The sequence below is a fragment of the Pseudoruminococcus massiliensis genome, assembly GCF_900291955.1.
In the GTDB taxonomy this organism is placed as follows: domain Bacteria; phylum Bacillota; class Clostridia; order Oscillospirales; family Acutalibacteraceae; genus Pseudoruminococcus; species Pseudoruminococcus massiliensis.
Genome location: NZ_OLMR01000001.1, coordinates 392,004 through 414,841, shown reverse-complemented (window position 1 = coordinate 414,841; position 22,838 = coordinate 392,004). Strand labels below are relative to the sequence as shown.

Sequence of the window (22,838 nt, the reverse complement as noted above, 5' to 3'; positions counted from 1 at the left end):
TTAAAATTTATTTATATCATTATTATTAATAGCAGTTTCTAAGATATGATTTTCTAAAGATGTATTATATTGATATACCACTTTTCCTATTGTTAACTGTTTTGGTTTAAATGTTATCATTGATAAAACTATTATTATAGATATTAAGATTGTAATACCAATGATTACGCTGATTATAATTGTATTTGTATTATTATCACGCCATATTATATTAGGGTCATTTATATCGTATGAAATATCTATTTTTCCAAATTGGGAAAGAGCTGAATTATCTCCATCTAAAATTGTAGCATAGTTTTTGCCATCAACCTTATAAAGGGCATACCATTCTAAGCTTCCATTTTTTCGTTCTATTTGAACAGTACTTGCCTGTATTTTCGCTTTGCCGTCATTATTGTTAAGGCTTGTTATAATCAAAATACTTGTTATTCCAATTATTAATACAACTATCAATGCTATTATTTTTGGAATTATTTTTTTATTTTGAGTATTCATATAAAATTTCTCCTGAATTAAAATTTGTTTATATTATTATAAGTGCGGCTATTTTCATAAGGATTTTGATATTGTTGTAATTCTTCATTTTTATCTAATTGTTTTCGTTTTTTCTTTGAAATTTTAGATGTAATAAAGCCTAAAATAAGAATTGTTGCGGGAAAACCTATAAATACGCTTCTTGCGAAAATAGCTCTTCCTTTTTAAGTGTTATGCCTTTTGAATTAGAATCATTACCCTTAATTGACATATTAATCTCCTTTGATGTTTTTAATTTTAAACATATTATATTTCAAAAAATATATAAAGTCAAGTAGTATATTATGCAATATGGGGATAGTGCCGAAATAAAAATAATAGTTCACTTTTGGCTTGCAATATGATATAATAGCGTCGCAGGACGATTTTTAGCAAAAGCCTATATTCTTATTTGAAACAGGACTTTTGTGTTATTCAAAAAATTATCTATGCAAAAAATCGGACTTTCACTATATTTGGAAAGAATCGGAGGAATTTAATTTATGAAAAATACCGCAGTAACCTTTAAAAATGCAAAGCAAAAGGGAGAAAAGCTCAGTATGCTTACAGCATACGATTATACTACAGCAAGCCTTGTAGATTCCGCAGGAATAAACGCAATACTTGTCGGTGATTCTCTCGGTATGGTTATGCTTGGATATGAAGATACTCTTTCAGTTACTATGGAAGATATGATTCATCATAGCAAGGCTGTTGCAAGAGGTGTAAAGAATACTCTTGTTGTCACAGATATGCCTTTTATGTCATATCAGACAAGTGTTTATGATGCTGTTATAAATGCCGGCAGACTTATGAAAGAGGGCAGAGCTGGTGCTGTTAAATTAGAAGGTGGAGCAGAATTTGCAGAGCATATTTCTGCAATAGTTAAAGCTTCAATTCCTGTTATGGGACATATCGGTCTTACTCCACAATCTGTCAATGCTTTTGGCGGATTTAAAGTTCAGGGAAAAACAAATGAGGCCGCACAAAAGCTTATAGATGATGCAGAGGCTCTTGAAAAAGCGGGAGTATTTGCTATTGTTGTAGAGTGTGTTCCAGCAGAGCTTGGCAAGGCAATAACAGAGGCAGTTAATGTACCTGTTATAGGAATCGGTGCGGGCAAATATTGTGATGGACAGGTTCTTGTATATCAGGATATGCTTGCTATGTATGATAAAATGAAACCTAAATTTGTTAAGGCTTATGCTAATATAGGAGAGCAAATGATTGAAGCTTTTAAGGCTTATGATAGTGAAGTTAAGAGCGGAGCTTTTCCAACAGATGAGCATAGCTTTTAATTAAGGGTGATATTATGAGAAGAACAGATAGAGAAATTACAGATTTTTCACAGATAGTTGAAATTATGAAACGCTGTGAAGTATGCCATATTTCATTTTCTAATGAATATCCATATGTTGTGCCAATGAATTTTGGAATGAAAATTGATGGCGAAGAAATTACGCTCTATTTTCATGGTGCAGATGTTGGAAAAAAGCACGATTTGATTAAGAAAAATAATAAAGTCGGCTTTGTTATGGAAAATATGCTTTCTGTTCTTACATATGATATTGCTTGTAAGTCTGTTGCTGAATATGAGAGTGTAATGGGCTATGGTAAAATTGAATATGTTGCTGATGATGAAAAGTTAGAAGCACTTAAACTTTTAATGAACCAATATGCAAAGCCAAGCGGCGAAAAATTTGAATTTGAACCAGAGGCAGTAAAGCATACTTGTATTATAAAGCTTAAAGTTGAAGACTTATCTGCAAAAAGATTGATTATAAATAAGTAATTTAGAAAAGCATATATTGTAGGTTTTAAGAGTAAAGCTCTTAATTAGGAGGAATAGAAAATGAAAATAGTAAAAACTGTTCAAGAAGTTAGAGATATTGTTAATGAGTGGCGTAAGGAAGGCTTAACTGTTGGTTTAGTGCCAACTATGGGCTACTTGCACGAAGGACATCAAAGCTTAATTGCGAAGTCTGTCGCACAAAATGACAGAACCGTTGTAAGTATTTTTCTGAATCCGATACAATTCGGGCCAACAGAAGATTTAGAAAGCTATCCTCGTGACCCAGAGCGTGACGCAAAGCTTTGTGAGGATACAGGTGCAGATTTAATTTTCAGACCTGATGTAAGCGATATGTATTATGATGATTTCTGCACTTTTGTAGATATGGATATTATCACAAAAAATCTTTGTGGAAAGAGCAGACCTACTCATTTCAGAGGAGTATGCACAGTTGTTCTCAAGCTTTTCAATATAGTTAAGCCAGATAGAGCATATTTCGGTCAGAAGGACGCACAGCAATTAGCTGTTATTAAGCGTATGGTAAGAGATTTCAATATTGATATAGAGATTGTTGGTTGCCCTATCGTAAGAGAAGCTGATGGTTTGGCTAAAAGCTCAAGAAACACATATCTTAACCCTGATGAAAGAAAAGCCGCACTTGTTTTGAGTCGTTCACTCAAGAAAGGTATGGATGTTATCAAAACAGGCGAAACCAACAGCAAAAAGATTATAGCTGCAATAACAGAAGTTATAAATACAGAACCACTTGCAAAGATTGATTATGTTTCTGTTGTAGATGCAGTTACTATGCAAGATGTTGAAGCAATAAAAAATGATGTTCTTGTTGCTATTGCTGTTAAGATAGGTAAGACAAGACTTATAGATAATTTTTCGTTTTCCGTTTAAAACAGGGAGGAAGTACTAATGCAAATCGAGATGCTTAAAGCGAAAATCCACAGAGCAATAGTTACTCAGGCAGAGCTTGATTATGTTGGAAGTATCACAGTGGATATAGACCTTCTTGAAGCGTCAGGGATTCTTGAATATGAAAAGGTTCAGATAGTAGATATAAATAATGGTTCTCGTTTTGAAACCTATACTATTGCGGGTGAGAGAGGTTCAGGTGTAATTTGTCTTAATGGAGCAGCTGCAAGATGTGTTTCTACTGGTGATAAGATTATAATTATGTCTTATTGCACACTTACGCCTGATGAAGCAAGAACTCATACACCAAAGGTTGTTTTTGTTGATGAAAAAAATGCCGTAAGTCAGATTACTGATTACGAAAAGCATGGAGAAATTAAATAGTTTGAGTTCTGTATAAATTAAAAGTTTTGCTCAAGCTTTTTCAAAATCAGAGCCTTTGGTTGCCGTCCGCAGATAGCGAAATACTTTATACTTCTTAAAACACAGGAGGGTAGAAAAACATTTCAGTGGAATGCTTTTCGTAGGGAATCCTCTCAAGGAGTTTTCTTAAAGATGAATGTTGCTTAAAACTTTAATTATGATAATTTTTCATAGTTATTATGAATTATAGTTATATTCAAGCTCGTATTAAATAAACATAGTATTGATTTCGCAAAATATTTTTATTGAAAAAAATATAGAGTTGCTGTATAATATACCTCAAATATAATTCGTTTGCTTAATTTACAAAATTTTTCGGAGGGAAACTATATGAAGATTTTGATACTTTCCGCAACAACAGGCGGAGGACATATGAGTGCTGCAAATGCACTTAAAAACTATATTATGAGTGTAGAAAGCGATGCTGAGGTTAATATTATAGATGCAATTCAGGTTGTAAGTCCAACACTTAATAAGGTTGTTACAGGTGGCTATGTTTACCTTGCAACAAAAACCCCTAAGATGTATGGCGGTATTTATAAGACATCTGATAAAGATACTTCTCTTAATAAAGCTGTTAATATTGCTACATCACAGATTGGCAAAAAGCTTTTGCCAATCATAGAAAAATATCAGTCTGATGTTATTATTACAACTCATGCTTTTGCTTCAGAAATGGCAGCAATGCTCAAAGGTGATGGAGAAATTGATATTCCTGTTGTAAGTATAATAACAGACTTTGCACCACACAAAACATATATAAATGAAAATGTTAATGCTTATATTGTTTCAAGCCGAGAAATGGTTGAAGATATGGTGGCTCGTGGAGTTCCAAGAGAAAAAGTCTATCCTTTTGGAATACCTGTGAAGCAAGAATTCTATAATGAAGTTTCACGCAGAGATATTCTTATAGAAGAAGGTTTAGACCCAAATTTAAAAACTGTTCTGATTATGGCAGGTAGCTTTGGTGTAACAGATGTTCTGAAAATCTATCATAATATCGTTAATGCAGAACCAGATTTTCAGGTTATACTTATAACAGGCAGAAACGAAAAGCTTTACGAAACCTTTGATAGATATTTGTCTAAGACAATTTTGCAGAATGCTCTTATTGCAGAATTTAATTCTGAGCAAGAACACCTTTTCAAGACTGTTAAAAAGCCAAGAAAGCCAAAGCCATCTAAGCCAACTAAGCTTTTGTATTTTACAGAGGAAATTCCGAGATATATGCATATTTCAGATTTGATAGTTACAAAACCGGGTGGTTTAACGGTTTCTGAGGCGATAGCTTCAGACCTTCCGATAGCTGCATATAAGCCTATTCCGGGACAAGAAGAACAGAATGTGGAATTTTTAACTGCTAAAAATATGGCAGTAAGACTTATTAAGGGTAAAGAGTGTACAAATACTATAACAGAACTTTTGACAGATGATACAATCTTAGAGGATATGAGAGCAAGTATAAAGAGATATTCTAAGGGCAACTCATCAGAAAATATATATAAGCTTTTGAAAACGCTTTGTGATAAATAAAATATTCAGTGAAATGAAAAAACGCAGTCGGACTAAATTAGCCTGACTGCATTTTTTGTTTTATGGTTAGAGTTGGAGAAAACTAAACTACCGATTAGCTAACCAACTTCCCCAAGACATTTAAAGTTTAGGTCAAGGCGGCGAGCCGCCGCTCCCGAGACGCGGAATCGCTCGACAAGTCTCGCTCGTAGTGTATATACTAAGTTAATTGACGCGGTTGAAGAAACTACCGCTTAGCTAACCAACTTCCCAAGACATTAAAAGTTTCGCTCGAGCCTTTTTAAAGGCTCGCAGTTTCCAAAGGCAGAGCCTTTGGTGGGTTTTAAGGGCGAAGCCCTTAACATCTCTTGCCCTCTAAGTGACGAACGAAGTTCGCCACTTTTCGACTAATGTTGCTGACAAAAGGAAAAGCGGCGGACAAGGTCCGCCGCTCAAGGACAAATAAATGTTGGGCTTCGCCCAAAGGCATTTCGCTCTCTTCGGAGAGCGACAAGGGCGTTGCCCTTGACCTACAAGCCTTTAAAAAGGCTTGACCTAAACTTTAAGTATCTTGGGGAAGTTGATAAGCTTTTAACTTTTTAATAATTCTCTTATTCTTTCAATTCTGCCAGCGAGATATAAATATCCTAATAAAGCTTCCAAAGCTGTAGCTGAATGATAATCTGCCGATGTTGCATTTTTCGGGATATGCTGTGTATGAGCATTTCTGCCTCTTTTAAGTACATCAAGCTCTTCTTCAGTCAGAATTGGCATAAGCTTTTCAACAAGCTTTGCTTGTGAAGAACATCTTACTATGGAAACCTTTTCTTCATTGAGCTTTTTTACTGGGCGATTAGCCTCGCATACAAGCCTTTCACGCACAAATAAATCGTAAACTCCGTCACCAACAAAAGCTAAAGCTAACGGACTTAATAATTTAGGGTCACAGGGAGAGTTTTCAATTCTTGACATTATACCGCTCCTCAATAATAATATGTTGATATTATACCGCTCTGAGGATTACTTGTCAAATTACAGCTATTTTCGTGCTAAGATTTCGGTTATAAATGGAATTACTGATAGTATGAAATATGCCGAATACGCCATAATAGCAATAATTCCAAAACTAAGCTTGCTGAAAAAATTTCCTGAGGCATAATAATCAACTGAAAGAATACCCACAGCTTGTGCTGATATTACTGCTGAAAATAACACAATAGAAATTATAATCAAAACTGTATCATTCTTGCGAAATTTAAAAAGAGAAAATGAACTTCTATGCTTTAACTCACCGCCACGAGCAGCAAAGGAATCCGCAGTATCAACAGAGGTTTCGAGCGACCAAGTTATTAGAGATGAGGTTACACGAATACCACCTTTTACATTATCTATTATATTACTTTCTTTATATAAGCCCATAGTTTTTTGAGCGTTGTTGATAATACCTGCCCTTTGTCGATATAGTGGAATATATCTAAGCGACATTGATACAAGAAGTGCAAGTCGTGGGCTGAATTTTCCAAAGATATACATAACCTTATCAGAAGTCATTATTTCCGAGAAAACAAGAAACCAAATCATAACCGCAAGAATCATAATTCCGTTATTTATGCCATAGAAAAGAGCCTCAAGAGTTATAGCTTTTCCGTTTATAAATAATAAAACCGTTTCGCCTTTGTGCGAAAATATAGGATTTATAAGCGAAATCAGTAAAAAAAGCAATATCCAGAAAATAAGCTTCTTTGCAGAGATTTTTCTAAAAGTTACCGCATAATAGAGTATCGAGCCAAACAAGGCAAGCAGTAATATTATTGGATTTTGTATAAACATTGCTATGATTATTGTCAGCATAAAATGCATAAAAATAGCAATAGGGTTGTGTTCTGAAAAAGCTCTCATTATAAATCCTTTCCAATATTAGCAGTGTAAACCCATTCTATTACATCGCCGTCTTTAAGTTTATAGCCCGAACAGCCGACATTTGGTGTTTCGCCGTTTACTTTATACATCCAGCCCGAAAGTTCTCCGCAATCAAATTCATATAAGCCGTTTATTCCTTTGACATATACAGTTTCGTTTGAGCTATCATAATCAATTTGTATTTTATTTTTCTTTGTTGCTGAAACAAGCACATCAAAAACAGTATCACCCTCTGAAATTGAAAACTCTGTATCATCAAGAATAATTCCATTCTCAGGAATTTTTTTATTATCAGTTTTTCCGATAGCATTTTTGCAAGAGATTGATATAGTTACTGTCTTGGTATTTTGCTTATTATCCGAAGCTTCATTGTAGTATTGGTTTGGCGTTTCAATCTTTATAGTAAGTGAAATACCTGTTAAAAATGCAAATAACACAACAAGAACTATAATATTTGTTTTGTTTAGCTTTTTACGAATAATAAGTACAACAAAGATTATAACAAAAATTCCCAATAAGCATAAAGCAATAATAAGATTATAATTTACAGCTTGAGTTTCAGTAGTGTCAGAGCTTTCTATTTTTGAAAGATTTGAACTTTCTTTGTTATATTCGGATATTTCTTCTATATCAGAATTTTCAATAGATTCAGTTTTTGAGCTTTCTAAAGTAGTAGTTTCGCTACTTTCAGCTTTTCTTATGGCTGAGTTTTCAACATTTTGCTTGCTGTTTGTTGAAAGTTCGGTTTTTGAACCTTCGATTTTGCTTGAAATATTCGAATTTATACGGCTGCTTTGACTTGGCTTACTTGTCTGAGAAGCTTGAGAATAGCTTGAAGTATCATTTCTATTACTGTTATTGCTACTGCTTGAACTATCAGGCTTAGAACTTATAGAGTTTGAATTATTTGGTTTTGAATTATCTTTATTTGGTTTTGGTTCAGGCTTTGTGCTAATTTCTCTTTGAATACTATTGCTGACAAACTCAAAGAAAGCGGTTTTTCCTCTTTCAAATCGCCAAAGTGAAATGGTTGCATATAAAGCTTGAACAGTTGCAAGTTGGTTGCTGTTGCCACCATATGTATGAGAAAAACTTCCGTCAGAATTATGATATTTCAAAAGTCCATCATAAACTGTATTTCCATTTTTGATAAATCGTCTGTCAGTATTGCAGTTAATTTTCATAGTGCTTAATGCAAGCAAAACCTGTGCAGTACTTTCTGCATTAGGAGTGCCATAGCTTTTGAAGTCACCGTCAGTCTGTTGCCTTTTTGACAGATAATCAAGAGCTTTATCAATAGCATTTTTGACATCGCTGTGCTTATAGTATCTTGCCAAAGCTTGAATGGTCATAGCTGTGACATCGACATCAGAATTTTGCATAAGTCCCCAGCCACCGTCAGAAAACTGCATAGACAAAATTTTATTGATGATTTCATCTCGTGTCATACTGCCGTAGTATGTCCCGCAATCAAGCATAATAAGACCATAAGCATAACTCATAATTCCAAGATTACCAATAGAACCATTGAGTGCAGTTTTAATATAATCAGATTTACTCCCCATAGCAGTATAGGCTATAGCAATTCTCTGCATATCAGTAGCACGAAGATTTTCAGCGGAATTTATGTATTTATCAAGAGATTTGACACAATTTGAAAAATCAATATTATATTTATATCGTGAAATTGAAATTGCATACCAATCAGAAATACTACTTCCCATGCTATCGCTAATTTCATCAGCAAGATTTTGTGCTGAGCCATTTTGTTTCCATTTTAATATGCCATCAATGACGCTTTCTGTATCATTAGCTACTGCCTCTGCTGTTATGTAAAAATTGGCAGGAATAAAAATCCCTGCCAACATAACTGCAAGAAGCATAATTGAAATTATTCTACTCGCAAAATTATTTTTCATTGTTTCTCTTTCTTGTCATTAAGATTACTGCAAAAGCCATAGCAGTTGTTAAAGCAACGATAGTCATTGCTGATGAATCACCAGTTGAAGGTGCTTTACCGTTTTGAGATGTTGTAGATACTGTGCTTGTTGGTTCTGCTGAAGATTCTGTGCTTACTTCTGGTTGTGAGCTTTCAGTTGTGCTTGATTCAATAGAGCTTTCCTGACTTACTTCTGAACTCTCAGCACTTGATTCATCAGATTTTGCAGGAACATTAATCTCATAATCAGGTGCAAGGCGAAGTACAAGCGGAATACCATTTTCACTAAGCTTGCTTATAGAAAGAGAATGCTTACCCTCTGTTAAGTACTTATCTTCAATGTTGATAGAACCGTTTTCGTCGGTTGTATAGCTTACAGTGCCATTATCAGTACCCCACTCAACAGTTGCGTCTGTTACAGGGTTTGTGCTTATGCTTGGGTTATAATCTGCATCATATGTTGTATCTTGGCTTGTGAATGTAAGAATACCCTCGCTGATTTTAGAAGCATCAACCTCTGGATACTGCATACCAACACCATATGGGTCACCGTAATAAAGAACAACGCTGTCGCCCTCAGAAAGATTGTAATTGTTGACTGTATCTGTCGGAGAAACTCCGTTTACTGTATAGAGCCAACCATCCCAGCCACCAAAGGTAGCTTGCATATCATCATTAACAGCGGTTATCCAGCCACTCTCAATGCCACTGATAGTAATATCATCGTTCTTTTCGTCAACATACATAAGAGCATTCTGAACTGTAAGATTATCGCCTGTATAAGGAACCTCAACAGTATCATAGTATAAATTCTTGTTGATTCCCTCAATTCTTACTGTCACGGACATTTGCTTTTCATCATCAGCAAATGCAGAAATGCTGAATGAGCTGACTGCAAGAGCTGCTGCTAAAGCAGAGCATAAGATTCTTTTAAATTTCATTTTGATTTTCCCCTTAATAAAAATTTTATAATAAATTCGAGAAAAAGAGAAAACAAAAAAAGCCAATTCACAAACTGCAAATTGGCACAGAAAACAAGCTATCAAGCTAAATACTTAATAACTCCTTACTCTGTACTTTCCCAAATGCCCGAAAGTATCAATAAGTTTATAAATCAAACAGCGAGCGACCCGACTTAATCTTGGCTAAAGCCTCAACATACGGTAATGGCGGTTGCATCAGATTCTCACTGATTTCCCTCAGTTCCGTCTGAAAATATTCTATTTAAAATTAGTATATCACTTTTCCTTTTTCAGGTCAAGAATTTATAAAATCATAATATAACTATAATTGCAAAGTAAATTATAGTATGATATAATATATAAAATAATTTCATTGTGAGGTAGTGGTTATGTCGGAATTAAAAAAAAGTGACTTTGCTTATGGAGCTGCTATATCAGCTTTAATGAGTAACGGAATATATCCAACACTTGTATCAAGTGGAAAAAGAAGGAATATATATAAGATTTCAGTAAATAATAAAGAATGTGAGCTATATATTAAAAGCAGTAGTATAAGTAACAATGGTTTATACGATAATTGGATTTTTAATATAGAAAAAGAGCTTGATGAACTAAATGAATATTTAAATAGTGGAATAAAATTTTTTATAATGCTTGTCTGCATAGTAGATATTTTTTCAAAGGGAGAATTAGTTATAATTAATTCTGATGAACTTAAAGCTTTACTTGAAGCAGGCAAAAAGAATATTACTATTAGTAGACAGAGGACAGGCGAATATATGATTTCTACTGGCAGAAAAAAAGATGAATATATTAATATAAGATACAATAGGTTTAACGAGCTTAAATAATAATTATTATGTTTAAGCAAAATATACTATTATTCCTTGTAATATCGAGAATAATATGTTAAAATATATAAAAATAAGCTTATTGGAGGTATTAGAAATGCCACAGTGGTTAAAAGATGCTGTTTTTTATGAAATTTATCCCCAGACATTTTGCGACACCAATGGTGACGGTATAGGTGATATTGCTGGTATTATTTCCAAGCTGGATTATGTAAAATCCCTTGGCTGTAATGCTATCTGGCTAAATCCTATATTTGATTCACCGTTTATGGATGCAGGATATGATGTTCGTAATTATAAGCTTGTCGCAGAAAGATATGGCACAAATGATGACCTCATTGAGCTTTTTAATAAAGCTCACGAAAAGGGAATTAAGATTCTTCTTGACCTCGTTCCAGGACATACTTCCGACCAATGCGAATGGTTCATCGAAAGTCAGAAGCCTGAAAAAAATGAGTTCTCAAACCGTTATATATGGACAGATAGTGTATGGGAAGCACCGCCACAATATAAATTTGTCTGTGGTATCACAAATCGTGATGGCAACTATCTTGTAAATTTCTTTAGTTCACAGCCAGCTTTGAACTATGGTTTTGCAGAGATTACACACCCAAATTGGCAGCTCCCGCCAAGCCACCCAGATTGTCAGGCAACAGTTGAAGCTATGAAAGATGTTATGCGTTTTTGGCTTGATAAGGGTGCAGATGGTTTCCGAGTAGATATGGCAGACTCACTCGTTAAGAATGAGGACGGCGAAAAGCCAGAAACCTGCAAGGTTTGGCGTAATATCAGAAAGATGCTTGATGAGGAATATCCTGAGGCAGCAATTATTTCTGAATGGAGCAGACCTCATACATCAATCGGTGCAGGCTTCCACAGTGATTTCTACCTCGACCATGATAACAATGGTTATCGTTATCTTTTCAGAGAAAAGGATAAGGAAACAGGGGAATGCAAGGCTGTTTTCTCAAAGAATGGCAAGGGCGATATTACAAAATTCCTTGATGATTATCTCGACGAATTAAAGGCTATAAAGGGCAAAGGTTATATTAGCTTTATTACCTGCAACCACGATACCCCAAGAATGACTAAGATGTTTAGTCCTCTTGAGGCAAAGCTTGCATATTCATTTGTATTCTTAATGCCAGGTGTGCCATTCCTTTATTATGGTGATGAAATTGGTATGAAGTTTATGGAGGGCTTGCAAAGCAAGGAAGGCGGATTTAGCCGTACAGGAACAAGAACACCTATGCAGTGGGACGATTCCGCAAATCATGGTTTCTCTACTGCTTCGGCTGATAAGCTTTATCTTCCTGTTGATACTTCAGCAGATGCACCAACAGTTTCTGCACAGGAGAAGGACGAAGATTCTATCCTTAATACTATTCGTAAGGTAATCAAGCTCCGCCACGAAAATGAGGACTTGCAGTCTGATGGTGACTTTGAGGTTGTTTATGCAGAGAGCGGAAAGTATCCGTTTATCTTTAAGCGTGGTAAATTCGTTATTGCAGTAAACCCAACAGATAAAGAGCAGAAAGCACCATGCAAGTTTGATGGTGAACAAGTATTTGCGATAGGCAAGGCTTGTGTTGAAAATGAAGAAATTACAATGCTCCCACAATCATTGGTGGTTATTAAAGTAGACTAATAAACTAAAAAATTAACAGCGGTATATTACAGAAAGCTCGTAATATACCGCTGTTTTTATGTATCTTTATGTTTAAAATTTTTAATTTTACTCAGCTACATTATTAGATTTTTTTACCTCAGAATCCTTGATTCGTCTTGCCAAATAGACGAATGGTGTGTCTAAAAGGCTTGTAAATACATAAATTATATAGCTTGAGAAGAATATAGAAATCATAGTTGGTAAGTCATATGTTCCTACAAAGGCAAGGAATGTAAAGAGTGCAGTGTTAAGAATTTGACTTATAAGTGTTGAACCATTGTTTCTCAACCATAGGAATTTTCTCTTATTGCCGAATTTCTTTTCAGTAAAGCCCCACCATTTATGGTAAAGCCATACATCAAAGAATTGGCTTATTGCATAAACAAGAAGTGATGAAATAATCATTCTTGGAGTGTTTCCGAAAACTGATTTTACAGAATCCATCATAGTATCGTTTACACTTGGAGTATATAGCAACCAGCTTTGTGATAAAATCAAAAAGAATATTGATGAAAAAATTCCCACAAAGACGGCTTTATTTGCTGCCTTTTTGCCTTCACATTCTGAAAGAATGTCGGTTATAAGGAAAGTTACAGCAAAGAGTACATTTCCTAAGGTTTGTTCCATTCCGAATGCGTTTATAAGCAATATAACTTCAACATTTGCAAGAATAGTAGCTACTGCTGAAAGACAGTAAAGACCAGTTTTTCCAAAGAATTTATAGCCAACAAGTGCCGTACCATAGATAAAAATTACAGAACTAATAAGTAAAATCTCATTCATATCAGTCACCCACTCCAAAGTCAGTATTATTAATTAAGATGTCAACACGCTCATTATTCTTATAAATAGGGTAGAGCTGTTTAATAAAGCTGTCTATAACAGCTTTATCTGGTGAAACCCCCGTTGTATTGTCACACATAATATTAAGACAGATTCTTTCAAAATTTTCCAAACCCAGCTCAATATCTTGCTTCATACTTTCAACGGTTTGACCAGTGATTCCAAAGAGAAAATTTGCTTCATCAAAGTGTTCTGCAATAATAGATGGATTTTTTTCGTTAATACCCTTATGCAGAACGGATTCTCTAAAATCATAGTCAAATGTTTCAAGACCAAGCTTCATTTTAAGGTCGAACTCTGAAAAATATTTTCTCAAATCAGGAATTTTCTTTCGATAGAGATAGTGCGACTCAAAATGAATAGTTGAAATCTTTTTTTCGTGGCAAATACTTTTTATTAGGTCAAGAGTTTTTTCGTCAAGCTCAAAGACCGAGCCTGAATTGATGACCTCAAGGTTGCCATACTGACCAGTGACCTGTTCTAAGACAGATTGGTTGAGAAGATAGTTTTCCTGCGGATTTTTACAGCTGTCTGTGTAGTAGTCACAGAAGGTGCATTTCTTATAAACGCAGCCTGAGCCTCGAAGAAGAACTATTTCCCGTTTGTTCTTTTCGGAAATAATATTGTACCTTTCCATACTTTTTTCGGCATAAAAAATACACCCTAAAAGAGGTGTATTAAAAAGGGCATAACAATGCCTTATGCCTTTTCCTCCTTAGTTTTGATTAGACAAAGTACCTATTGGCTTTGTCATGGCAGGATGGTTACGAACTGCCGTAATTTTTATAATATCATATATTTCAATCACTGTCAAATTTTTTTGGTAGCAATCAGCAGAATTTTGCATATTATGTATTGATAATTTATGAAAGGAGTTTATTTGTATGGAAGATATTATAAGGCAAAAGGCTATGGAATATAATATTTCTCCTCTTCCTGATAATCCGGTGATAGCTATGGCATATGTTCCATATCAGAATGCTCAAAGACTTTATGGTGTAGAGCAAGGAATTTCAAGTGGAACTATGTTTCCTTGCTTAGACAAGCCCTTCTGCCCGAACTGTGAGGAGTGTGGAGGTGCTGAAAAATGACAGAGAGAGAAAGACTTATGAAACGAATCTCATCATATGATTTTGCTGTTATTGAGCTTCATATTTATCTTGATACACACCCAAATGATAAGGCGGTTGCAGATAAGCTTGCCGATTATAATGCCAAGAGCAATGCCCTTAGAAAGGAATATGAAGAAAAATTCGGACCTATTCAGGCAAAAAGAGATAATGCCAACCGTTGGGCGTGGATTTCAAATCCGTGGCCATGGGATAACAACGAGGAGGGTAATTAGCTATGTGGGTTTACGAGAAAAAGCTTGAATATCCTATAAGAATAAAAAATCCTAATCCAAAGCTCGCAAAAATAATATGTACGCAATACGGCGGTCCAGATGGTGAATTAGGTGCATCTCTAAGGTATTTGAGTCAAAGATTTTCTATGCCGTTTCCAGAGCTTAAAGCAATATTGACAGATATAGGCACAGAAGAATTGGCTCATCTCGAAATGGTTGGAACGATAGTATATCAGCTTACAAGAAATCTTACACCTGAAGAAATCGAAAAAGCTGGCTTTGCTGATTATTTTGTAGACCACACAACAGGTGTTTATCCACAAGCTGCAGGAGGTTTTCCGTATACAGCGGCATCTATGCAAGTCAAGGGTGATACGATAACAGATTTACACGAAGATATGGCGGCGGAGCAAAAGGCACGAACGACATATGATAATATACTTCGTTTCTGTGATGACCCAGATGTTATAGACCCTATACGCTTCTTGAGAGAAAGAGAGATAGTGCATTATCAGCGTTTCGGTGAGGGCTTGAGAATAGCGACAGATAAGCTTGATAGTAAAAATTTCTATGCTTTCAATCCAAGCTTTGATAAATGCGAGGTTAAAAAGGACAAGAAATAATAAGTTATATAAAAATAATCCTGCATCATATAATGGTGTAGGATTTTCTTATATAAAAAGGGGTGAATAACCGCATAGCAGTTTATTCACCCTTTAGCTTTAGTATGTTATTTTATTTCTGATACATTATAATATTCCTTTTTTGAGGTAACATAATCAATTACTGCACTGTTATACTCTTCATAACCTTTAGAATCAAGTTCTAAATCCCAACTAAGAACACCCTTGCCATCGTTGGCGAGATTGTTGGCGTACAGATGATGAGACTGCAAAAGCAAATCCTAAAATTATAAATATAAGTTTAATGATATCTCTCTTATATTTATAATTGTCCGTAATTTGTAGATTTCATTGTATTTTGGTGTGTTTTTTCGATTGACCAACTGTTTATAACAACCACATATATATTGGAAAGTATGGACAAAATATACATAGCCAAGAAACATAAGCTCATCTCATCCATTAGATCTTGTGAAGTTGCTAATATAATGATTAGATAAATAAACTGTGCCAATAAATCATAGAGTATAGTTTTTCTTAAATCTCTGAATATGATATTTAGAATTATTCCTATAATTATTATTAAAATCATCGTAATAAATGTGGTGTCGATTATACCGTCTTGGATTATACCGTTTTGGATTATACCGTTTAGAAATTTAGCATAGCTATATTTGAATAAATCAAAAAAGCTATTATTCCTAGAGTCAAAGAGGCCATAATGATTTGTAATTGGAAGAAATAAGCTTATAAATTCTATTGCGTATATCGAGATTTGAACAAAAGGAGGTATTGCTTCATTTTTAGAGCTAAAGCATTTATCTTTAATCATATCAACAAATAATATTATCCATGAGATAATAGGAAGAAAGCCTACAGCTATAAGCATAATAGAAATAACTGTATCAATAGAATTGAAAACATTGATTGTTTTTTTTAACTGAAAGATTTGGTCATATTCAAATATTTGATATGTACTTAAAAAACGGACTCTCCATTCTAAGAAAAATTTTATAAATTGAAGTAATCCACGCAAAAGAACAAAACCAATTGGAATAGTTCCAAATATTTTTATCAATTTTGTGGTTGTTTTGCCTATATACAGTTGTCTTGCAAGTACAACAGGCGTTATTGTAAATGCCAGTAAATATATTGCTGCAAATAAAAGCGGTGCAAGTGTTCCTAAAAGTCCCATAATTTTTATCTCCTTATATAACCGTATTTTTAAAGCTTAATCAGAGTAGAAATTTTGATTTCTTTTGAATAATAAAAATTATCCTCAACCCCCTTAATAATTAAATATTTTTGAATATTGATATGCATACCTCCTTTTTGATTTTAACAAAGCAATATATTTGTATCTAAAACAGAAATGTATTTTTTTAATTGCTATATATTGACTATTAAGGTAGAAGATTTACATACCGTTTTGCACCTATATAGGTGCAAAATAATAATAGCACAACTATAAAATTAAATCAAGCTATTTCAAAAAAATTTGTATAAAATAGGAGAATTTTGGTATGAATATTGAGTATGAGAAAAAGCTTGGTAAAAATATTCGGTTTCTAAGAGAAAAAGCAAATCTCACACAGGAGTGTCTTTCTGCGCAAATGCAAATAAATGGTTGTGATATTACACGAAGTGCATTAGCAAAAATAGAAGTAGGTCAAAGACATATATATCCTGATGAACTGAAACTTTTTAAAGAACTCCTTAATGTAAGTTTTGATGAATTGTTTGTATAAAAAATGCACTGCCTGAAAATCAAACAGTGCATTTTATATTATTGAATTATTTTACTCTGATTCGTTGTCCAACATAGATTAAATCTCTGTTCTTGATATTGTTAAGCGATACAAGCTTATCTACTGTTGTACTATATCTGTATGCGATATAGCTAAGTGTATCACCGCTCTTAACTGTATAATAAACTTTATCTGATTTTGTAGTTGAAGTTGTGTTTCCAACCTTGCTAATATTGCTTACAGCAATAGCTGAAATTATCTGATTTCCGATACCAATAACAGCTCGGTCACCAACTATCTCTATAACATCATATTGTTTTTCATAGACAACAAAGGTTTTATTTGTGCCATAGATTATCGGATTTTTAACAGTAACCTTATCGCCTACTTTAATAGTTGAAGTAGTTTTATCAGGCTTTTCAGTTGGTTTTGTAGAAGTTGGTTTGCTTGGTTTTGGGCTTGAACCATAATCCTTATAAATATAATTAAGGTCTACATTTCCAGAAATGCCTGAAACTATGCCACTGTCTGAGTATTGCCAGATAGTGCATTTAAAAGCAGGTGAAGATACACCCCAATGAGCTAACCACAAGTCATATTTACCGATTAGCTTATTTTTATGAAGATAGCTATTAAGCCAGCTTGGATTGCAATACAACATCGGTGTATAACCGGCAGATTTAATCTTGTCGCAGAAAGCAATAACAATGTTTGTAAGAGCGTCTTTGCCTAAATTTGTTTGCGAAGAATCTTCAATATCAAAAGCAACTGGCAAATCTATCTCATAGTTTTTTATTGTTTTTAAGCAAAAATCAGCTTCTTTTTTAGCCTCAGCAGCAGATTTTGCATAACTATAATGATAGATACCGCATTTTACACCTGCTCTAACAGCATTTGTGATATTGCGTACAAACTTATTGTCAATTTGATTAGGGTTTTCTACGCCAAAGCCCGAACGAATCATAGCGTATCTTACGCCTGATTTATAGACCTTATCCCAGTCGATATTACCATTCCAGGTTGATACATCAATTAATTTCTCTTGCAAAATTATTTCTCTCCCTTTTTATTAAAAAGTTGTTTGTAAATTTGGTTTGCATAAACACTCGCTCCAGCACAGAGGATACCTTGTGTTATAGATGCGAAAATTATTGTAAGAATACAGCGTTGGTCGAATACTTCACAGGTGGTAAACATCCAGATTGCTGAAAGAATTACTCCGCTTGCACCGAGAATCAATGGAATAAATTTATCTGAAAGCGAAGTTTTTTTAAGTCCTAAGCCTACTATATAGAGTACGGGTACAAGTATAAGAAGCTCAGGTTTTATAAAATCAGTTATATCCAACATATTCCCTCCCTTATCTTGAGTCCTGTTCTAAGTCGCTGATACGGTGATTGATAACCTTGATTTCTTCATCATAAAGACTGGTTGCTGTTGTGACGGTTTTCTCGATTTCGTACATTCTTTCAACAAGGTGGTTATGCTTGTCAACCTTTTTTTCGAGCTGCTCAAGACGGTAGAGATTAAGCTTTGAAGTAACTAAAATACCGCCAAGAGAGCCTATAAGCGAACAAAGTGCAGATAATAAACTTAATATGATTTCTATATTCATTTTATGACTTCCTCCTGCAATTTGTTATAAAAATGCTTGTGAATTTCAATTTCGCAGAAGTCAGATTTGATAAGAATCTCACCTTTTTTAAACTCAATCCAACATTTCACCTTGCCGATACTGTTATAGAAAATTTTATTTGGACGAAAATAAAAAGTAAGGTAACTTCTCAACCTTGTTGCCACAAAGCCATAATCATTCAGCGAAATTTTTTCTATATTTCCAGCAGGAGTTGCAAAACAAAAGCTAATGTCAGCATTTTCAGCCAAAATTCCATTTATATGATAGGGAATAAGTAGCTTAAAAATATCAGCTAACGATTCTCCATAATAGGAGTTTTCACTTTTTTTTAGACTAATACTTTTATTAGCCGAAACGATAATTTCTGTCATAATTCCTCCTTTTTAATATCCATACACTAAATGTGTATTCAACTTGTTAAAAAATAGCGTTATATTACAAACCACCTTAAAATAAATCTAAGGAAAATTGTTAATATTACGCATAAGAAAGCTCTCAGCAATGTTCGGACTTTAATATAAAGCTGACGGAGAAAGCTTTATATAGCAATTTCATCAAGACTTTCTATATTTAATTATAGAACATTCGTTTGATTATGTCAAGTGAAAAGACACATTCTGTGTATTAACTTAATAACTAAATCTTTAAAAGTTATTATTGATTTATGTTTGATAAAAATTTTAATTACCTTATTTTATTGAACTTGAGATATTAATAAGATATTTCACACCTTTACTTTCGTGCTTTTATATGCTAAAATTTTATTACATTAAAATGGTATTATCGGAGGAAAATGCTATGAACCCGAAAATTGTAAATGAAGATACAGAATTTCTTTGCAAAGTTATATTAAATCTTAATTCCGTAGAAGAATGTTATAGCTTCCTTGACGATTTATGCACAGTCCAGGAAATTCACGCAATGGCTCAAAGACTTAAAGTAGCCTATATGCTTTCAAACCACGAAATTTATGCAGATATTGTTAAGGATACAGGAGCAAGTACAGCAACAATAAGCAGAGTAAATCGTGCCTTGTCATATGGCAGTGATGGCTATACACAGGCATTTAAACGCCTTGCTGAAAATCAAAAAAAGGAAGATAAGGAATGAGCTATAACGCATTTGCAGAGTTTTATGACGGCTTAACAGGAAATGTTGAATATAAAGACAGAGCCGAATATATCGAAAAGCTTATAAAATCCTTTGGCAGAGAAGCTGGAACAACACTCGATTTGGCTTGTGGAACAGGTTCTCTTACCCTTGAACTTTATCGCAGAGGCTTTGATATTTTTGGCGTTGATGCGTCTATTGATATGCTTTCGGAGGCACAGCAGAAATGTTCTGAAGATGAGCAAATTTTATTTATATGCCAAAAAATGCAAAGATTAAATCTTGCAAGCGAAATTGATACTTGTATATGTACTCTTGATAGTATAAATCATTTAACAAATCCTAAAGATGTGAAAGAAACCTTTAAGCGAGTTGCCAAATATCTTTCTGAGGGCGGATTGTTTATTTTTGATGTAAATACAATCTATAAGCATAGGGAAGTCTTGTGCGATAATTGCTTTGTCTTTGATACAGACGAAGTTTTCTGTTCATGGCAGAATGAGCTTGATAAGGAAACCGATATAGTAAATATAACTCTCGATTTCTTTATTCCTGATGAGAACGGCTTATATTTCCGTGAAACAGAAGAATTTTCAGAGAGAGCATACAGCGATGAGGATTTAACCCAATGGCTTAGTGAAGCAGGCTTAAAAATTCTTGCGATATATGACGATATGAGCTTTGATGAGCCAAAACCCGAAAGCGAAAGAAAAATATTTGTTGCAGTTAATAATTGATAAAAATATGGAGATGTATCTTTATGAATTATGGACCAAATCCGAATAGTATCTATCCTAATCCAAATATTAAAAGCTTATGTTATATAAAAAACGTTGTGAAGAATCCAAATATTATTATTGGAGATTACACCTATTATGATGATGTAAATAATCCTGAGAATTTTGAAAGACATGTAACGCATCATTATGAATTTATAGGCGATAAACTGATAATTGGCAAATTTTGTGCTATAGGAAAAGGCATAGAATTTATTATGAATGGCGCTAATCATAGAATGAATAGTGTTACAACATATCCGTTTAATATTATGGGAAACGGTTGGGAAATAAGCACGCCATCTTTATGTGACTTACCGATAAAAGGTGATACCGTTATAGGAAATGATGTTTGGTTTGGACAGAATGTAACAGTTATGCCGGGAATTCATATTGGTGATGGCTGTATAATAGGAGCTAACACAACGGTTGCTAAAGATATTCCGCCATATTCAGTTGCAGCAGGAAATCCCTGCCGTGTTATACGAAAAAGATTTGACGATAAAATGATAGAGTTCCTTTTGAAATTAAAATGGTGGGATTGGTCTCCGGAAAAAATTTTTAAGAATTTAGATGTACTGTGCAGCCACGATATAGAAAAAATAAAAGAATTAGATAAAAACTGAAATAAATATGTTTTCAAAAAAGGTGATAACAATGAAGCACATAGGAACTAAAAATATAGAAACCGAAAGATTGATTTTACGCAGATTTACTTTAGATGATGCTGACGCTATGTATAGAAATTGGGCATCTGATGATGAAGTCACAAAATATTTGACTTGGCCTGCCCATAGCAGTGTTGATATTACAAAAATGGTTCTTGCTGATTGGGTTGAATCGTATAAAAACGATGATAATTATAACTGGGCAATAACCTTGAAGGGTGATGATGAGCCTATTGGTTCTATTGGAGTTGTTGCCAAAGATGACGAAACCGAAATGGTGCATATGGGTTATTGCATAGGCAGAGAATATTGGCACAGAGGAATTACCTCCGAGGCTCTCAAAGCATTGATAGACTTTTTCTTTGATGAGGTTGGCGTAAAGCGTGTTGAATCAAGACATGACCCAAGGAATCCAAATTCAGGTAAGGTTATGAAAAAGTGCGGAATGATTTATGAGGGTACTAAAAAGAATTCCGACAGAAATAATCAAGGCATTTGTGATGCAAGTTATTATGCAATAATAAGGTCATAATTTTGAGGTAAAGCTAATGGGTGATGAAAGACTTGATAAGCAAAATAGGGACTAACTATTTATGCGGAGGAAACAAATACTATTATAAAATGTAGAACCGAACAGTAATTTATATTGTTTTAAAATAAAAATAAAGGAATGATATTTAATGGATAAAATTATAAGATGTATTACTGATGATGGTGCTATTGCTGTTACAGCAGCAGAAACCTCAGATATAGTTTTTACTGCACAAAAGCTTCATAAAACTTCCCCAGCGGCAACAGCAGCTCTCGGAAGATTGCTGACAGCAGCTTCTCTTATGGGAACTCAACTAAAGAGTAAAGAGGGCATAATTACTCTTCGTGTGAACGGTGACGGACCTTTGGGAGCGGTTATAGCTGTTGGCGACAGTAAGGGAAATTGCCGAGGATATTGTGTAAACCCAGGTTGTCCTACTGCTTATTATGAAAATGGTAAGATAAATGTTGCTGAAGCTGTCGGTAAAAATGGTATTCTCAATGTTATGAAGGATTTCGGACAGGGTGAGCCTTATCTTGGACAGATTGAGCTTGTTTCGGGCGAGATTGCCGAGGATATTACGAACTATTATGCAAGAAGCGAGCAGTTGCCGACTGTATGCTCTCTTGGTGTTTTGCTTGATAAAGAAAGCCATGAAATGATGCTTTCGGGCGGTTTCCTCATTCAATTACTTCCTATGGCCGATGATGCAACTATTGATAAGCTTGAGGCCAATATCCGTACTTTAGAGCCTATGACAACTATGCTTGCAAAGGGTATGAGTATACTTGATATTTGCAAAAAGGCTCTTGAGGGCTTTAATCTTGAGGTTCTTGATGAGAATAATATAAATTATGTATGTAATTGCAGTCGTGAAAGAGTTGAAAATTCTTTAAGCACACTTAAAGATGAAGAAATTCTCTCACTTCCTGACGAGAGAGGTTTTATGGAAGCATCTTGCCAATTTTGCAATAAGAAGTATAAATTCACAAAGCAAGAATTAGAGGAGCTTGTAAAACGCAGAAATTCAAAATAATCGGGGCAGTTATATA

The 22,838-nt window shown here is 34.3% G+C and carries 29 protein-coding genes; 16 read left to right on the top strand and 13 right to left on the bottom strand.

All coding sequences use genetic code 11. The annotated features are described in order from the left end of the window. On the bottom strand, positions 1-495 hold the full coding sequence (locus C9914_RS02015; RefSeq protein ID WP_106762997.1) for a hypothetical protein: 495 nt from the start codon (positions 493-495) through the stop codon (positions 1-3). Between the two features lie 521 nt (positions 496-1,016). On the opposite strand from C9914_RS02015, the gene panB reads away from it, so the two are divergent. The 5 genes from panB (at position 1,017) to C9914_RS01990 (ending at position 5,185) form a co-directional block, all read left to right on the top strand. Beyond that, a complete protein-coding gene (gene panB, locus C9914_RS02010) occupies positions 1,017-1,811 on the top strand; it encodes a 3-methyl-2-oxobutanoate hydroxymethyltransferase (RefSeq protein WP_106762995.1) in 795 nt (264 codons plus the stop codon). A gap of 14 nt (positions 1,812-1,825) precedes the next feature. After that, on the top strand, positions 1,826-2,305 hold the full coding sequence (locus C9914_RS02005) for a pyridoxamine 5'-phosphate oxidase family protein (RefSeq protein WP_106762993.1): 480 nt from the start codon (positions 1,826-1,828) through the stop codon (positions 2,303-2,305). Positions 2,306-2,365: 60 nt separating this feature from the next. Beyond that, positions 2,366-3,211 (top strand): pantoate--beta-alanine ligase, encoded by an 846-nt coding sequence (panC, locus tag C9914_RS02000; protein ID WP_106762992.1) that lies wholly within the window; start codon positions 2,366-2,368, stop codon positions 3,209-3,211. A gap of 18 nt (positions 3,212-3,229) precedes the next feature. After that, the gene (gene panD / locus C9914_RS01995; protein WP_022264027.1) at positions 3,230-3,613 is read left to right on the top strand and encodes an aspartate 1-decarboxylase; all 384 of its coding nucleotides are present in this window, start codon (positions 3,230-3,232) and stop codon (positions 3,611-3,613) included. Between the two features lie 369 nt (positions 3,614-3,982). Further along, positions 3,983-5,185 carry an MGDG synthase family glycosyltransferase gene (locus tag C9914_RS01990; RefSeq protein WP_106762990.1) on the top strand — a complete coding sequence of 401 codons (1,203 nt, stop codon included), beginning with the start codon at positions 3,983-3,985 and terminating at the stop codon, positions 5,183-5,185. A 570-nt stretch (positions 5,186-5,755) separates the two neighbouring features. Here C9914_RS01990 and C9914_RS01985 read toward each other — a convergent pair. The 4 genes from C9914_RS01985 to C9914_RS01970 all read right to left on the bottom strand — a co-directional run bounded on the left by C9914_RS01985 (position 5,756) and on the right by C9914_RS01970 (position 9,964). After that, entirely contained in the window at positions 5,756-6,136 is a 381-nt protein-coding gene (locus C9914_RS01985) for a Mini-ribonuclease 3 (RefSeq protein WP_022264029.1), read from the bottom strand. 66 nt (positions 6,137-6,202) lie between these two features. After that, positions 6,203-7,063 (bottom strand): energy-coupling factor transporter transmembrane component T, encoded by an 861-nt coding sequence (locus C9914_RS01980; RefSeq protein ID WP_106762989.1) that lies wholly within the window; start codon positions 7,061-7,063, stop codon positions 6,203-6,205. Further along, the gene (locus tag C9914_RS11710; RefSeq protein ID WP_106762987.1) at positions 7,063-9,003 is read right to left on the bottom strand and encodes a DUF4430 domain-containing protein; all 1,941 of its coding nucleotides are present in this window, start codon (positions 9,001-9,003) and stop codon (positions 7,063-7,065) included. The genes C9914_RS01980 and C9914_RS11710 overlap by 1 nt, the downstream gene beginning before the upstream one ends. Then, positions 8,993-9,964: a DUF4430 domain-containing protein gene (locus tag C9914_RS01970; RefSeq protein WP_106762985.1), complete on the bottom strand. Its 972-nt coding sequence runs from the start codon at positions 9,962-9,964 to the stop codon at positions 8,993-8,995. The genes C9914_RS11710 and C9914_RS01970 overlap by 11 nt, the downstream gene beginning before the upstream one ends. A gap of 410 nt (positions 9,965-10,374) precedes the next feature. On the opposite strand from C9914_RS01970, the gene C9914_RS01965 reads away from it, so the two are divergent. Both C9914_RS01965 and C9914_RS01960 read left to right on the top strand, forming a co-directional pair. Next, positions 10,375-10,836 (top strand): hypothetical protein, encoded by a 462-nt coding sequence (locus C9914_RS01965; protein WP_106762983.1) that lies wholly within the window; start codon positions 10,375-10,377, stop codon positions 10,834-10,836. A gap of 97 nt (positions 10,837-10,933) precedes the next feature. Further along, positions 10,934-12,484: an alpha-amylase family glycosyl hydrolase gene (locus tag C9914_RS01960; RefSeq protein ID WP_106762981.1), complete on the top strand. Its 1,551-nt coding sequence runs from the start codon at positions 10,934-10,936 to the stop codon at positions 12,482-12,484. Between the two features lie 87 nt (positions 12,485-12,571). Here C9914_RS01960 and C9914_RS01955 read toward each other — a convergent pair whose 3' ends face one another. Together C9914_RS01955 and C9914_RS01950 are read right to left on the bottom strand one after the other, a co-directional pair. After that, positions 12,572-13,288 carry a queuosine precursor transporter gene (locus C9914_RS01955; RefSeq protein ID WP_106762979.1) on the bottom strand — a complete coding sequence of 239 codons (717 nt, stop codon included), beginning with the start codon at positions 13,286-13,288 and terminating at the stop codon, positions 12,572-12,574. A 1-nt stretch (position 13,289) separates the two neighbouring features. Further along, positions 13,290-13,985, bottom strand: a complete 696-nt coding sequence (locus C9914_RS01950) for a hypothetical protein (protein WP_022264036.1) — start codon at positions 13,983-13,985, stop codon at positions 13,290-13,292. A gap of 247 nt (positions 13,986-14,232) precedes the next feature. On the opposite strand from C9914_RS01950, the gene C9914_RS01945 reads away from it, so the two are divergent. The 3 genes from C9914_RS01945 to C9914_RS01935 are packed head-to-tail and all read left to right on the top strand — an operon-like array spanning position 14,233 to position 15,316. Continuing rightward, the gene (locus C9914_RS01945; protein ID WP_022264037.1) at positions 14,233-14,439 is read left to right on the top strand and encodes a spore coat associated protein CotJA; all 207 of its coding nucleotides are present in this window, start codon (positions 14,233-14,235) and stop codon (positions 14,437-14,439) included. Then, a complete protein-coding gene (locus C9914_RS01940; RefSeq protein ID WP_022264038.1) occupies positions 14,436-14,693 on the top strand; it encodes a spore coat protein CotJB in 258 nt (85 codons plus the stop codon). The genes C9914_RS01945 and C9914_RS01940 overlap by 4 nt, the downstream gene beginning before the upstream one ends. 2 nt (positions 14,694-14,695) lie before the next feature. Next, the gene (locus C9914_RS01935; RefSeq protein WP_022264039.1) at positions 14,696-15,316 is read left to right on the top strand and encodes a manganese catalase family protein; all 621 of its coding nucleotides are present in this window, start codon (positions 14,696-14,698) and stop codon (positions 15,314-15,316) included. 107 nt (positions 15,317-15,423) lie between these two features. Here the strand turns inward: C9914_RS01935 and C9914_RS11450 are convergent, their stop codons facing one another. Together C9914_RS11450 and C9914_RS01930 are read right to left on the bottom strand one after the other, a co-directional pair. Next, positions 15,424-15,588, bottom strand: a complete 165-nt coding sequence (locus tag C9914_RS11450; RefSeq protein WP_158707309.1) for a hypothetical protein — start codon at positions 15,586-15,588, stop codon at positions 15,424-15,426. 50 nt (positions 15,589-15,638) lie between these two features. Further along, the gene (locus tag C9914_RS01930; RefSeq protein WP_106762977.1) at positions 15,639-16,511 is read right to left on the bottom strand and encodes a hypothetical protein; all 873 of its coding nucleotides are present in this window, start codon (positions 16,509-16,511) and stop codon (positions 15,639-15,641) included. A gap of 328 nt (positions 16,512-16,839) precedes the next feature. On the opposite strand from C9914_RS01930, the gene C9914_RS01925 reads away from it, so the two are divergent. Beyond that, entirely contained in the window at positions 16,840-17,064 is a 225-nt protein-coding gene (locus C9914_RS01925) for a helix-turn-helix domain-containing protein (RefSeq protein WP_106762976.1), read from the top strand. 46 nt (positions 17,065-17,110) lie between these two features. Here the strand turns inward: C9914_RS01925 and C9914_RS11880 are convergent, their stop codons facing one another. The 4 genes from C9914_RS11880 to C9914_RS01905 are packed head-to-tail and all read right to left on the bottom strand — an operon-like array spanning position 17,111 to position 19,071. Further along, complete coding sequence (locus C9914_RS11880) at positions 17,111-18,112, bottom strand: GH25 family lysozyme (RefSeq protein ID WP_106762974.1); 1,002 nt, start codon at positions 18,110-18,112, stop codon at positions 17,111-17,113. Positions 18,113-18,114: 2 nt separating this feature from the next. Next, positions 18,115-18,414 carry a phage holin family protein gene (locus C9914_RS01915; protein ID WP_106762972.1) on the bottom strand — a complete coding sequence of 100 codons (300 nt, stop codon included), beginning with the start codon at positions 18,412-18,414 and terminating at the stop codon, positions 18,115-18,117. 10 nt (positions 18,415-18,424) lie between these two features. Then, a complete protein-coding gene (locus C9914_RS01910) occupies positions 18,425-18,679 on the bottom strand; it encodes a hypothetical protein (RefSeq protein WP_022263839.1) in 255 nt (84 codons plus the stop codon). Continuing rightward, on the bottom strand, positions 18,676-19,071 hold the full coding sequence (locus C9914_RS01905; RefSeq protein ID WP_106762970.1) for a hypothetical protein: 396 nt from the start codon (positions 19,069-19,071) through the stop codon (positions 18,676-18,678). The genes C9914_RS01910 and C9914_RS01905 overlap by 4 nt, the downstream gene beginning before the upstream one ends. Positions 19,072-19,498: 427 nt before the next feature. Between C9914_RS01905 and C9914_RS01900 the strand changes: the two genes are divergently transcribed. The 5 genes from C9914_RS01900 to hslO all read left to right on the top strand — a co-directional run bounded on the left by C9914_RS01900 (position 19,499) and on the right by hslO (position 22,822). Next, positions 19,499-19,810: a YerC/YecD family TrpR-related protein gene (locus C9914_RS01900; RefSeq protein ID WP_022263841.1), complete on the top strand. Its 312-nt coding sequence runs from the start codon at positions 19,499-19,501 to the stop codon at positions 19,808-19,810. Then, a complete protein-coding gene (locus C9914_RS01895) occupies positions 19,807-20,547 on the top strand; it encodes a class I SAM-dependent DNA methyltransferase (protein ID WP_106762969.1) in 741 nt (246 codons plus the stop codon). The genes C9914_RS01900 and C9914_RS01895 overlap by 4 nt, the downstream gene beginning before the upstream one ends. 23 nt (positions 20,548-20,570) lie before the next feature. Then, positions 20,571-21,212 carry a Vat family streptogramin A O-acetyltransferase gene (locus C9914_RS01890; protein WP_106762967.1) on the top strand — a complete coding sequence of 214 codons (642 nt, stop codon included), beginning with the start codon at positions 20,571-20,573 and terminating at the stop codon, positions 21,210-21,212. A gap of 31 nt (positions 21,213-21,243) precedes the next feature. Further along, the gene (locus C9914_RS01885) at positions 21,244-21,786 is read left to right on the top strand and encodes a GNAT family N-acetyltransferase (protein WP_106762966.1); all 543 of its coding nucleotides are present in this window, start codon (positions 21,244-21,246) and stop codon (positions 21,784-21,786) included. Between the two features lie 148 nt (positions 21,787-21,934). Beyond that, a complete protein-coding gene (hslO, locus tag C9914_RS01880; protein ID WP_106762964.1) occupies positions 21,935-22,822 on the top strand; it encodes an Hsp33 family molecular chaperone HslO in 888 nt (295 codons plus the stop codon). Positions 22,823-22,838: the final 16 nt, after the last annotated feature.